11 protein-coding genes, 1 pseudogene and 1 riboswitch are annotated in these 12553 nt (G+C 71.6%); of the genes and pseudogenes, 4 read left to right on the top strand and 8 right to left on the bottom strand.

All coding sequences use genetic code 11. The annotated features are described in order from the left end of the window. Positions 1 to 18 precede the first annotated feature (18 nt). Positions 19 to 1281 carry a PTS transporter subunit EIIC gene (locus IE273_RS03360; RefSeq protein ID WP_059261448.1) on the bottom strand — a complete coding sequence of 421 codons (1263 nt, stop codon included), beginning with the start codon at positions 1279 to 1281 and terminating at the stop codon, positions 19 to 21. Positions 1282 to 1437: 156 nt separating this feature from the next. Next, complete coding sequence (locus tag IE273_RS03355) at positions 1438 to 2724, bottom strand: PTS transporter subunit EIIC (RefSeq protein ID WP_189813584.1); 1287 nt, start codon at positions 2722 to 2724, stop codon at positions 1438 to 1440. A 155-nt stretch (positions 2725 to 2879) separates the two neighbouring features. On the opposite strand from IE273_RS03355, the gene IE273_RS03350 reads away from it, so the two are divergent. The 3 genes from IE273_RS03350 to IE273_RS03340 all read left to right on the top strand — a co-directional run bounded on the left by IE273_RS03350 (position 2880) and on the right by IE273_RS03340 (position 4434). Next, positions 2880 to 3113 carry a PTS sugar transporter subunit IIB gene (locus IE273_RS03350; RefSeq protein WP_189813583.1) on the top strand — a complete coding sequence of 78 codons (234 nt, stop codon included), beginning with the start codon at positions 2880 to 2882 and terminating at the stop codon, positions 3111 to 3113. 78 nt (positions 3114 to 3191) lie between these two features. Next, the gene (rph, locus tag IE273_RS03345; RefSeq protein ID WP_014672980.1) at positions 3192 to 3926 is read left to right on the top strand and encodes a ribonuclease PH; all 735 of its coding nucleotides are present in this window, start codon (positions 3192 to 3194) and stop codon (positions 3924 to 3926) included. Between the two features lie 115 nt (positions 3927 to 4041). Further along, entirely contained in the window at positions 4042 to 4434 is a 393-nt protein-coding gene (locus IE273_RS03340; protein ID WP_014672979.1) for a hypothetical protein, read from the top strand. A 157-nt stretch (positions 4435 to 4591) separates the two neighbouring features. Here IE273_RS03340 and IE273_RS45050 read toward each other — a convergent pair. The 4 genes and pseudogenes from IE273_RS45050 to IE273_RS03320 form a co-directional block, all read right to left on the bottom strand. Then, positions 4592 to 4801, bottom strand: a pseudogene (locus IE273_RS45050) (DUF1707 SHOCT-like domain-containing protein); the annotation flags it as partial. Between the two features lie 9 nt (positions 4802 to 4810). Beyond that, on the bottom strand, positions 4811 to 5827 hold the full coding sequence (locus tag IE273_RS03330; protein ID WP_373309289.1) for an ABC transporter ATP-binding protein: 1017 nt from the start codon (positions 5825 to 5827) through the stop codon (positions 4811 to 4813). Between the two features lies 1 nt (position 5828). Further along, positions 5829 to 6692 carry an ABC transporter permease gene (locus IE273_RS03325; RefSeq protein WP_229887048.1) on the bottom strand — a complete coding sequence of 288 codons (864 nt, stop codon included), beginning with the start codon at positions 6690 to 6692 and terminating at the stop codon, positions 5829 to 5831. Then, a complete protein-coding gene (locus IE273_RS03320; protein ID WP_189813582.1) occupies positions 6685 to 7485 on the bottom strand; it encodes an ABC transporter permease in 801 nt (266 codons plus the stop codon). Before IE273_RS03320 ends, IE273_RS03325 begins: the two co-directional genes overlap by 8 nt. 1347 nt (positions 7486 to 8832) lie before the next feature. Here IE273_RS03320 and IE273_RS03315 point away from each other — a divergent pair. Beyond that, positions 8833 to 11655 carry a transglycosylase domain-containing protein gene (locus IE273_RS03315; protein ID WP_189813581.1) on the top strand — a complete coding sequence of 941 codons (2823 nt, stop codon included), beginning with the start codon at positions 8833 to 8835 and terminating at the stop codon, positions 11653 to 11655. Between the two features lie 42 nt (positions 11656 to 11697). Here the strand turns inward: IE273_RS03315 and IE273_RS03310 are convergent, their stop codons facing one another. Both IE273_RS03310 and IE273_RS03305 read right to left on the bottom strand, forming a co-directional pair. Continuing rightward, entirely contained in the window at positions 11698 to 12018 is a 321-nt protein-coding gene (locus IE273_RS03310) for a DMT family transporter (protein ID WP_014672973.1), read from the bottom strand. 36 nt (positions 12019 to 12054) lie between these two features. Continuing rightward, a riboswitch (guanidine-III (ykkC-III) riboswitch) is annotated at positions 12055 to 12126 on the bottom strand. Between the two features lie 57 nt (positions 12127 to 12183). Next, positions 12184 to 12543: a GroES family chaperonin gene (locus IE273_RS03305; RefSeq protein ID WP_014672972.1), complete on the bottom strand. Its 360-nt coding sequence runs from the start codon at positions 12541 to 12543 to the stop codon at positions 12184 to 12186. Positions 12544 to 12553 lie beyond the last annotated feature (10 nt).

Here is a 12553-nt window from a genome sequence, read left to right as displayed (position 1 = left end):
ATGCCGTGGCGGCCGGCCTCACGCCTTCGCGAGGTCCTCGACCTCGTCCTCGGGTTCGCGGCCCGGGGTCTTGAGGTCGAACTTGAGGATGGCGAACCGGAAGGTCACGTAGTAGATCGCGCCGAAGACGAGGCCGACCGGGATGATCAGCCATGGCTTGGTCGCCAGGTGCCAGTTGAGGGCGTAGTCGATCAGGCCGGCGGAGAAGTTGAACCCGGCGTGCGCGCCCAGGCCCCACGTGACGGCCATCGACACGGCGGTGAGCACGGCGTGCAGGACGTACAGCAGCGGCGCGACGAACATGAAGGAGAACTCGATCGGCTCGGTGACGCCGGTGACGAACGAGGTCAGCGCGAGCGAGACCATCATGCCGAGCACGGCCTTGCGGCGCTCGGGACGGGCGCAGTGGGCGATGGCGAGCGCGGCGGCCGGCAGGCCGAACATCATGATCGGGAAGAAACCGGTCTGGAAGAGACCGGCGGACGGGTCACCGGCGAGGAACCGGGTGATGTCGCCGTGCACGATCTCACCCGAGGCGTTCTTGAAGTCGCCGAGCTGGAACCACGCCACGGTGTTGACGAACTGGTGCATGCCGACCGGGATGAGTGCGCGGTTCACGGCGCCGAACAGGGCCGCGCCGCCCGCTCCGAGACCGGTCATCCACTCGCCGAAGTGCGCTATGCCGTTGCCGATCGGCTCCCAGACCAGTCCGAAGAAGACGCCCAGCACGATGCCGACGAAGGCCGTGATGATCGGCACGAGCCGGCGGCCGTTGAAGAAGCCGAGCCAGTCGACGAGCTTGGTGCGGTGGAACCGCTGCCACAGCACGGCCGCGAGCAGACCCATGATGATGCCGCCGAGGACGCCGGGGTCGTTGTACGTCGCCTCGACGATCTTGCCCTTTTCGATGTGCTGCTCGGTCAGCGGGAAGGCCTGGAGGACCTTGCTGTAGACGAGGAAGCCGACCACCGCGGCGAGGGCCGTCGAACCGTCGGACTTCTTGGCGAAGCCGATGGCCACACCGATGCAGAACAGCAGCGGAAGAGAGCCGGTGAGCGCGCCGCCCGCGTTGTTGAACACGGCGGCGACCTTGTCCCAGCCCAGGCCGTCCTTGCCGAAGATGTCATCCTGGCCGAGGCGCACCATGATGCCTGCCGCGGGCAGGACAGCGATCGGGAGCTGTAGGCTGCGACCGACCTTCTGCAAGCCCTGGAACAGGCCTGCTCCCCGCTTCTTCCCCGGCTTGGCCGCCGGGGCCGCCGTCTCGGTGGCGGTGCTCATACTTCCTCCATCGGGCAAGGCGCCGCCCGGGAACCATGGAAGGGGACGGCAGCGTCTCTGGTCTACACCACCTGTGGTGTAGACCTGTTGTAGCACGATGAAGGCGGCGTAAGGAACCCGCGAATCCGCTGTCGTCGGACTACACGCCGTGTGTCCTCACACCCTGGTGACGTCCTCCACCTCGTCCGCCGGCTCCCGCCCCGGCGTCCGCAGGTCGAACCGCGTGATCGCGACGCGGAACACCAGGTAGTACACGGCCGCGAAGCACAGGCCGATCGGGATGATCGCCCACGGTTTCGTCGCCAGGTTCCAGTTGATCACGTAGTCGATCAGGCCCGCCGAGAAGCTGAACCCGTCGTGCACGCCCAGCGCCCAGGTCACCGCCATCGACGCACCGGTCAGCAGCGCGTGGACGGCGTACAGGCCGGGCGCGATGAAGAGGAACGCGTACTCCAGCGGCTCGGTGATGCCGGTCACGAACGAGGTCAGCGCGACCGACAGCATCAGGCCACCGACCTCCTTGCGGCGTTCCGGCCGCGCGCAGTGCGTGATGGCCAGCGCGGCGGCCGGCAGCGCGAACATCATGATCGGGAAGAAGCCCGAGGTGAACTGTCCGGCGGCGGGGTCGCCCTGGAGGAACATGTTGATGTCGCCGTGCACCACGGTGCCGTCGGGCTTGGTGTAGCTGCCGAACTGGAACCAGATGGGCACGTTCAGGAACTGGTGCAGGCCCACCACCAGCAGCGCCCGGTTCGCGACCCCGAAGACGCCCGCGCCCCAGGAGCCGGCGTCCCGCAGCCACTCGCCGAAGCTCTCCAAGGCGCCGCCGACCGGCGGCCAGACGAACAGGCACACCACGGCGAACAGGATCGCGACGAAGGCCATGATGATCGGCACCAGTCGGCGCCCGTTGAAGAAGCCCAGCCAGTCGACCAGCCTCGTGCGGTGGTAGCGGGCCCAGAAGAAGGCGGCCAGCAGGCCCATGACGATGCCGCCGAAGACACCCGGGTTCTGGTAGGTGTACGCGGACACCGTGCCGTTCGCCGCCTGGCAGCCCGTGGCGACCACCTTCGCGCCCGCCGGGCAGGTCTCCGGGAACTGCCGCAGGACGCCGTAGTAGACGAGGAAACCCGCCACCGCGGCGAGCGCCGTCGAACCGTCGGCCTTCTTCGCCATGCCGATCGCGACGCCCACGCAGAACAGCAGCGGCAGCCCCAGTTGGCCGTCCAGCAGCGCACCGCCCGCCCCGCTCATCACCTTGGACACGTCGGTCCAGCCCAGGCCGTCCGCGCCGAACACGTCCGGCTGCCCCAGCCGGTTCAGGATGCCCGCCGCCGGCAGCACGGCGATGGGCAACTGGAGGCTGCGGCCCATCTTCTGCATGCCCTGGAACAGACGGTTCCAGCGGGCCCCGGCGGGACGCGCCGTACTCTCTGCACTCATGGGTTTGGCGACCTTCCCCACGGTGGTGTAGACCAGTCGACGGACGGTTCCGCTGTCGTGATCGCCATCATTCGGCACGGACGGCAAGACCGCTCGCGAAGATGGGCCAACTGTGGGTTACTGCGACAAAGCGGTTCGGAGCAGGGAGAGGGAACATGGCCAGCAAGGCTGAGAAGATCGTCGCCGGACTCGGTGGCATCGACAACATCGAGGAGATCGAGGGCTGCATCACCCGGCTGCGCACCGAGGTGTCCGACCCCGCTCTGGTCGACGACGCCGCCCTGAAGGCCGCCGGCGCCCACGGCGTCGTCAAGATGGGCACGGCCATCCAGGTCGTCATCGGCACCGACGCCGACCCGATCGCCGCGGAGATCGAAGACATGATGTGAGCCGCACCGGTTCACCCCGAAGGGGCTCTTCCCGATACCGGAGGAGCCCCTTCCCCGTGTGCGGCTAGGCTCGTCGCCATGTCTCGCATCGACGGCCGTACCCCCGAACAGCTCCGCCCCGTCACCATCGAACGCGGATGGAGCAAGCACGCCGAGGGCTCCGTCCTCGTCTCCTTCGGCGACACCAAGGTCTTCTGCACCGCCTCCGTCACCGAGGGCGTCCCGCGCTGGCGCAAGGGCAGCGGCGAAGGCTGGGTCACCGCGGAGTACGCCATGCTGCCCCGCGCCACCAACACCCGCGGCGACCGCGAGTCCGTCAAGGGCAAGATCGGCGGTCGCACCCACGAGATCTCCCGGCTCATCGGCCGCTCCCTGCGCGCCGTCATCGACTACAAGGCGCTCGGCGAGAACACCATCGTCCTCGACTGCGACGTCCTCCAGGCCGACGGCGGCACGCGTACGGCGGCCATCACCGGCGCGTACGTCGCGCTCGCCGACGCCGTCGCCTGGGCCCAGGGCAAGAAGCTGATCAAGGCCGGCCGGCAGCCGCTCACCGGCACCGTGAGCGCCGTCTCCGTGGGCATCGTCGGCGGGGTCCCGCTGCTCGACCTCTGCTACGAGGAGGACGTGCGCGCCGACACCGACATGAACGTCGTCTGCACCGGCGACGGCCGCTTCGTCGAGGTCCAGGGCACCGCCGAGGCCGCGCCGTTCGCCCGCGAGGAACTCGACGCCCTGCTCGACCTCGCCGTCACCGGCTGCCGGGAACTGGCCGTGATCCAGCAGGCGGCACTCGCGGCCACGCGCGCGTAAAGAAGTCACCAAGGCCGCGGGGCAACCCGGCGGACCCAGGCGGCGTCCCAGTGGGTACGGGCGCACGGCTCACCAGCGTGCGCCCGGCCAGCCGTACCAGGGGAGGGACACCACCATGGCCGCCAGTCGACGCCGACTCACCGTTGTCGCCGCCGTAGCGACCGCCGCGCTCGCCGCCGGCCTCACGACCGGCTGCGACGCCGTGGACAAGGCGCTGGACTGCGTGCAGACCGCCGACGCCATCGCCGACAACGTCACCGATCTCCAGCAGGCCGTGGAGAACGCGGCGAACGACCCCTCCCAGGCCGACGAGTCCCTCGACTCCATCGAGAAGAGTCTGCGGAAGATCGGCGACAAGACGGACAACACCGATGTGAACAAGGCCGTGGACGACCTGGAGAAGGCGGTCGGCAACGTGCGCACCGCCATCAGGAACGGGGACGAGACGCCGGACGTCAGCCCGGTGACGGACGCGGCGGGGGAGCTGACCAAGGTCTGCACGTCGTAGGGGTCGCCGGCAGGGGCGCGCTCAGCGCGGCTTCCTCAGACGTTTCCGTTGCCCACGCGGGAGTTCGCGCCCCACGCCCACGCCACCCCGGAACGCGACACCACCGATGACCACGCGGGGGGCGCCCGGCCACCGTCCGCCACCGGGGCCTTGGCGAAGGAGACGGCAAGGACCGGTGCGACGGCGCCGGGTCGCGGGTCGGCGGCGCCGGCTCGCCGTACGTCCGCGCCTTGTAGGCCGCCTCCAGCCGCTCGTCGAACTCCCCCATGCCGAGGCGGCCCTCCGCCAGGGCGTCCCGCAGGATCTCGGCGACCCGGTCACGGTCGGCGTCGGACGCACGGAGGTCCGGGACCGCGTCGCCGCTCAGGCCGGCAGCCTACGAGACCGCCTTCTCGGCGTACATCCTGGCGATGACGGCCTCGATGTCCGGCTCCCGCACCGACAGGTCCACCAGCGGGTACCGGGCGGCCAGATGCGCCACGACCGGCGCCGCCGACTGCCCCGCCGGGAACGCCAGCCACTGCCTGGGACCCTCCACCCGCACCACCCGGGCCGACGGCACCTGAACCGGCGGCAGCTCCCGCTCCAGGTCCACCACCAGCGTCCGCTCGCTCTCGCCGGCCTCGTGCAGCCCCGCGAGCGGGCCGTCGTACACCAGCCGCCCGTGGTCGATCACCATCACCCGGGAGCACAACTGCTCGATGTCCTGGAGGTCGTGCGTGGTGAGCAGCACCGTCGTGCCGCGCTCGGCGTTCACCTCCCGCAGGAACTCCCGCACCCTGGCCTTCGACACGACGTCCAGGCCGATCGTCGGCTCGTCCAGGTACAGCACGTCCGGGTCGTGCAGCAGCGCCGCCGCGATGTCGCCGCGCATCCGCTGGCCCAAGGAGAGCTGCCGCACCGGTACGTCCAACAGGGCGCCCAGGTCCAGCAGTTCCACCAGCCGGTCCAGGTTCTCGCGGTAACGGGCGTCCGGGATGCGGTACATGCGGTGCGCCAGCCGGTAGGAGTCGATCAGCGGCAGGTCCCACCAGAGCGTGGTCCGCTGACCGAACACCACCCCGATCCGGTGCGCGAGCCGCGACCGCTCCCGCGCCGGATCGATGCCCGCCACCCGCAGCCGCCCGGCACTCGGCGTCAGGATCCCGGTCAGCATCTTGATCGTCGTCGACTTCCCGGCGCCGTTCGGCCCGATGTACCCGACCATCTCGCCGCGCCCCACGGTGAACGACAGCGCGTCCACCGCCCGCACCTCGCGCCGCTCCCGCCGCAGGAACCCGGTCTTCCGGCGCACCTCGAAGACCTTCTCGACCCCCTCCAACGCGATGAAGCCGTCCCCCGCGACGACGTCGCTCCCCACGGTGCCGTCGTCCCCTGTGATCAAGTCGCTCACGCTAGCTCCCAGTACTGCGGTACGAACGAAGTCCCGCCCGCCAGGCCAGCCCCGCGAGCGCGCCACAGGCCACTGCCACCAGCGGAGGCGTGAACGCGGTCCACTCCGGCAGGCCCAGCGGATACGGCCGCCCCAGCACATAGGTGGCGGGCAGCCAGTTGACGAAGGCCAGCGGCAGCACGAAGGTCACCCCGCGCACCAGCTCCTTCGCGAACACGGTCGGCGGGTACTGGAGCAGCGTCGTGCCGCCGTAGGTGAAGGCGTTCTGCACCTCCGAGGCGTCCTGCGCCACGAACTGGAACGCCGCGCCCGCCACGAACACCGCGCAGAAGATGCCGCAGCCGCTCACCACCATCACCGGCATCAGCAGCAGCCTGTCCGCCGTCCAGTCGATGTCCACCCGGGTCAGCGACCAGCCCAGCACCAGCGCCCCCTGCGTCACCCGGCCCAGCCGCCTGAGCGCGAACCGGTCGGCCGCCACCTGCGCGAGCACCGGCGCCGGCCGCACCAGCAGGGTGTCCAGCGTGCCGTCCCGGACCCGCCGGCCCAGCCGGTCCATCGACCCGATCACCAGGTCCGCCAGACCGAAGGAGGTCGCCGACAGGCCGTACAGGAACGCCACTTCGGGCAGCGGGTAGCCGCCCAGGGCGTCGACCCGGGAGAACATCAGCATGATCGCGACGAAGTCGAGGAAGGTCGCCGCGAAGTTCCCGAACGTGGTCATGGCGAAGGACGCGCGGTAGGCCATCGTGGAGCGCACCCACATCCCCGCGATCAGCCGGTACGCCCGCACGCCCTCGGCCAGCCGGCGGGCCGGGCCGGGGACCTGGCGCGGGGCCTGGCGGGGCGCATGGCTCTCAGCCACCCTGAACCACCACCCGGCGCGTCGCCGCCGACTGCACCAGCCGCCCGGCCCCCAGCAGCGCCACCGCCCACGCGGCCTGGAAGAGATAGGTGGGCAGCGGGTCCGCGTGCCCCAGCAGGATGTCCGCCGGCGCTTGCAGCAGGGACGACCACGGCAGGACCCGTACGACGTCACCCAGCGCGCCCGGGAACACGTTCAGCGGCAGCAGCATGCCCGAGCAGAAGAAGCCCAGCAGCCACGCCATCTGCGCCACACCGGCGCCGTCCAGCAGCCAGAACGCGCTCAGTGCCACCAGATAGCGGATGCCGAAGCCGACCAGCATGGCGAGGACGACGGCGGCGAGGAACGCCACCCAGGTGCCGGCGTCCGCCGGCAGGTACACCGGGAAGCACAGCGCGCCGAACACGAACGGGACCAGGCCCCGGCCCAGCAGCTGGAAGAACGCCCGGCCGAGGTCCGCCGCCAGCCACCACAGCTGGAGATCGGCGGGCCGGTACAGGTCGATCGCCACGTCTCCCGTACGGATGCGTTCCATCAACTCGTCCTCGACACCGCCACCCCCGATCGCGAGCGTCGACAAGAACGCCTGCCCCAGCCAGACGTACGTCACGGCCTGTGCCTGGTCGTACCCGCCGAGATGCGGCTTCTCGTCCCACAAGGCGCGGTACGTGTAGACGAGGATGAGCCCGAAGACGGTGTTCGTGAACACCCCTGCCGCAGTGGCGGCCCGGTAGGTCGCGTACCGTCTGAATCCCCCTGTCGCCACGGCCGCGTACAACCGTCCCGCGCCCACGTCAGTCGACCTCCTCGGACTGCTCGACACCGAAGCGCAGGAGCCTAGTCCGGAGGCCCGGCGGCCGGCCACGCGATTTCCGGTCGGAAGCGTGCCGGAATCCGGGAACGGAACGCCAGGTGCGAGAGTCTTCAAACAGGGGGAGCGCAGAAGCGTACGAGGCGTACGGGAACGTACGACGCGAAACAGGAGTCCGTGCACGACATGAGCGACGAGCCGCAGCCGCAGCAGCGGAACGAAGGCGTGGCACCGAAAAAGCCGCTGCCGGCTGAAGGGCCCGGAAACCCGGGACGCCGCGACCCGAGCAGCACACCACCGGATCCCACGGGGGGCACGAGAAGCGACACCAACGCAGGCTCCGGGGGGCCCGGGGGCCGAGAGGGTGGCGAGAGTGCCGGGGGCCGCGACGATGGTCAGCGTGCCGAGGGTGCCCGGAGGGGCGGCGATGGCGTGCGTGCCGACGGTGCCGATCGGGCTGACGGTACCGAGGGCGCCGGGGGGTTCCCGCGCGCCGGCCGGCCCGGGAGCGCGGGCAGGCCGCAGCGCGGCGAGCGGGGGGCCGACGGCACCCGTGGCGCCGGCGCGGGAGGCCCGGCGGCTGCTGAGCGTGGCGCGGGTCGGACGGCCGGGACCGACGGCCCGGCGGACTCCCCGTCCCGGGCCGGCTCCGGCACGCCGGGATCGGCGTCCCGGAACCGTTCCGGCATGACGGGCGACGCGTCCTCGCAGGACGGCTCCCGCTCCGCGGACTCGGCCGGACAGGACCGGGACCGGACGGCTTCCATCGCCCGCGCCCGCCAGGCGGCCCGCGCCCGCACGGAACAGACGGGTGCTGCGGGGGCCGGCGGAACCGCGTCCTCCGGCGGCGCTCAGGAGCCCGGCCGCGGCCCGGCGTCCGGGAACTCCCCGGCGACCGGTCGCGGTCCGGAGTCCGGGCGTGCGCAGGGGACCGGCGGTGGCCCGGCAGCTGATCGTGGTCCGGAGTCCGGCGACGGTTCGGGGTCCGGTCGCGGGCCGGCCGCTGGTCGTGGTGCGCGGTCCGGGTCCGGCCCGGTGTCCGGTGGGACGCCGGCAGGTGGTGCCGGCGTGGCACCCGGCCGTGGTCCGGAGTCCGGTCGCGGTTCGGTGCCCGGCCGGCGCGCGGAGTCCGGTGGGGCACCGGTGTCCGGTGGGGCCGCGGCTGACGGTGTGGGTTCGGCTGCCGGCGGTGCCGGCGGTGCCGGTGGTGCCTCCGCCGCCGGAGGTGGCTCGCGTGCCGGTGCGTCCGGCAGCGGTGAGGGAGCCGGCGGCGGGAAGCCGGGCGCTCCGCTCGGTTCCGGACAGGAGCCGCCGGCCGAGAGCACCCAGGTGCTCCGCCGTATCACCCCGCCCCGGGAGCCGAAGTCCGGTGCCCGGCAGGAGGCCGACGCCGCCCCGGCGCCCGAGACCACGCAGGTGCTCCGCCGGGTCAACGCGCCCCGCTCCGGTGAGCCGGACAGCACCCCCCGTCCCACCGTCCCCCGCCCCGCCGGGGAGGACCGCCCTGCCCAGACCTCCGGCGCCGGACCGGCCGGTGCTGCCGCTCCCTCCTCCCCGGCCGCCGCCCGGGCCGCCCGCGCCGCCCGCGCGGCCGGCACCGCCGCGGCGGGAGCCGGTGCCGGTGCGGGAGCCGGTGCTCAGGCCGCCAAGGCCGCCGCCGGGTCAGCGACCGGTGCGGCAGCCGCCTCAGCAGCCTCGGCCGCCTCAGCGGTCGGCGCCGGCACCACCTCCCACAACGCCTCCGAAGCCTCCACCACCGCCCTCCCCGCCACCGACGGCCAGACCGCCGGAGGCAACGGCAAGGGCAAGGGCAAGAAGAACAAGCGGCCCAAGCGGACCGGCTGGCGGCGGATCATCCCGACCTGGCGGATGGTGCTCGGTACCTTCTTCGTCGGCGTGCTGCTGCTCGTCGGCCTGTTCTTCGTCGGGTACTCCCTGGTGAAGATCCCCCCGGCCAACGCGTTCGCGACCAAGCAGAGCAACGTCTACCTGTACGCCGACGGCTCACAGCTCGCCCGCGACGGCGAGGTCAACCGCGAGAACGTCACCCTCGCCCAGGTCTCCAAGGACGCCCAGCACGCCGTACTGGCCGCCGAGGACCGGGACTTCTACACCGAGTCCGCCGTCGACCCCAAGGCGATGCTCCGCGCCGGCTGGAACACCGCCACCGGCAAGGGCAAGCAGTCCGGCTCGACGATCACCCAGCAGTACGTGAAGAACTACTACCTGGCCCAGGAACAGACGGTCACCCGCAAGGCCAAGGAATTCTTCATCGCGATCAAGCTCGACCAGAACAAGTCCAAGGACGAGATCCTGGAGGGCTACCTCAACACCAGCTACTTCGGCCGCAACGCCTACGGCATCCAGGCCGCCTCCCAGGCCTACTACGGCCGCGACGCCTCCGACCTCGACCCGGCCCGCGCCGCCTACCTCGCCGCGCTCGTCAACGCGCCCAGCGAGTACGACGTCGTCGCCCACCCGGAGAACCGCAAGGCGGCCGTCGCCCGCTGGAACTACGTCCTGGACGGCATGGTCACCAAGGGCTGGCTCAGCGAGTCCAAGCGCGCCGGCATGAAGTTCCCGATGCCGAAGGAGCAGACGATCTCCACCGGCATGTCCGGCCAGCGCGGCTACCTCGTGGAGGCGGTCAAGCAGTACCTCACCTCGAACAACATCATCGACTCCGACCACCTCACGGCCGGCGGCTACCGCATCACCACCACCATCCAGAAGGACCGGCAGGACGCCTTCGTCAAGGCGGTCGACGACCAGCTCATGTCCAAGCTGGACAAGAAGAACCGCAAGGCGGACACCTTCGTCCGGGCCGGCGGAGCCTCCGTCGACCCCAAGACCGGCAAGGTCGTCGCGATGTACGGCGGCATCGACTACGTGAAGCAGTACACCAACGGCGCCACCCGCGGTGACTTCCAGGTCGGCTCGACGTTCAAGCCGTTCGTGTTCACCTCCGCCGTGCAGAACGGGTCCACCACCCAGGACGGCCGCGCCATCACCCCGAACACGGTCTACGACGGCACCAACCAGCGCCCGGTCCAGGGCTGGAACGGCGGCGCCTACGCCCCCGAGAACGAGGACCAGAAGTCGTACGGCCCCATCACCGTCCGCAAGGCCACCGACCTGTCGGTGAACGCGGTGTACGCGCAGATGGCCGTCGACGTCACCCCCGCCAAGGTCAAGCAGACCGCGGTCGACCTGGGCGTCCCCTCCGACACCCCGGACCTCCAGCCGTACCCGTCCATCGCCCTCGGCACCGCCACCGCCAGCGTCCTGGACATGGCGGAGGCCTACGCCACGCTCGCCAACCACGGCAAGCACGGCACGTACACCCTGGTCGAGAAGATCACCAAGGACGGCACCGACGAGGTCAAGCTGCCCGAGCAGCCGGTCAAGCAGGCCGTCAGCCGGGAGGCCGCCGACACCACGACCTCGGTCCTCCAGAGCGTGGTCGAGAACGGCACCGCGACCGCCGCCCAGGCCGCGGGCCGTCCGGCGGCCGGCAAGACCGGTACCGCCGAGAGCGACACCGCCGCCTGGTTCGCCGGCTACACCCCCGACCTGGCCACGGTGGTCTCCGTCATGGGCCAGGACCCGGTGACCGCCAAGCACCAGCCGCTGTACGGGGCGCTCGGCCAGGCGCGTATGAACGGTGGCGGCCCGCCCACCCAGATCTGGGCGCAGTACACGCGCGACGCGTTGCAGGGCAAGCCGGCGAGCGACTTCGACCTGGAGCTCCAGCAGGGCGCCGACCAGGTCCAGGAGCCGCCCGCCACCAGCACCGCCCAGCCCGGCACCGACGGCGGCCGGAACGACGGCGGCACCACCGCCACCCCGACCACCGGCGGCGCGACCGCCACCCCGACGGGCGGCGCCACCACGGGCGGCGGCACCCCGACCGACGGCGGCACCGGCACCACGGGCGGCACCCCGACCGACGGCGGCACGGCCACGGACGGGGGCGCCACCACCGGCGGCGACACGACCGGCGGAGGGGCGACCACCGGCGGCGGGACCACGGACGGCGGCGGCACGACCGACGGGGGCGCCACCACCGGCGGCGGGACCACCGGCGGCGGCACACCCGGCGGCGGAACCACCGGCACGGACACGGGCGCCGGAGGGTTTCCCGGCACCTGACACCACGCCTGACACCACCGCTGACGGCGCGCCCCCGACGCCTCAGTGACCGCTGGTCGCCTTCAGCCCCACCACGGCGACCAGCAGCAGGCACACGAAGAAGATCCGGGCGGCGGTGACCGGCTCACCCAGCACCACCATGCCGAGCACCGCCGCACCGGCCGCGCCGATGCCCACCCACACGCCGTAGGCCGTACCGATGGGCAGGGACTTCGCGGCGTACGACAGCAGGACCATGCTCGCGACGATGCCGGCGCCGGTGAACAGACTCGGGAGGGGCCGGGTGAACCCCTCGCTGTACTTCATCCCGATCGACCAGCCCACTTCCAGCAGACCGGCGACGACGAGCAGGACCCAGGCCATGACAGGCACCTCCGAGACACGGTGACTCTTCTTCGGGGTGCGTCGTCTTTGCCTTCGCCCGGTACGACGCGTCTCGTCGGGCTCCTTCCGAACATAGCAAAAGCACGGCAAAGAGGGCCGGTGACGATGGTCACCGGCCCTCTCGCTCTTCGTTCCTACAGGTTCCTACAGGTACAGCCCCGTGGAGTCCTCCGACCCCTCGAACCGGTCCGCGGCGACGGCGTGCAGGTCACGCTCGCGCATGAGGACGTACGCCACGCCCCGCACCTCGACCTCCGCCCGGTCCTCCGGGTCGAACAGGACCCGGTCGCCGGGCTCCACCGTCCGTACGTTCTGACCGACGGCGACGACCTCGGCCCAGGCCAGCCGCCGCCCGACCGCCGCGGTGGCGGGAATCAGGATGCCGCCCCCCGACCGCCGCTCGCCCTCACCGGTCTCCTGCCGCACGAGAACCCGGTCGTGCAGCATCCGGATGGGCAGCTTGTCGTGGTGGGGGGTGCTGTGCTCGTTTCTGTTGGCGCTCACGGCTCGAACC

Source organism: Streptomyces olivaceoviridis (genome assembly GCF_014650115.1).
Classification (GTDB): Bacteria; Actinomycetota; Actinomycetes; order Streptomycetales; family Streptomycetaceae; genus Streptomyces; species Streptomyces olivaceoviridis.
Note: the sequence above shows the minus strand (reverse complement) of the source record. Positions and strands in the feature narration are given on the sequence as shown.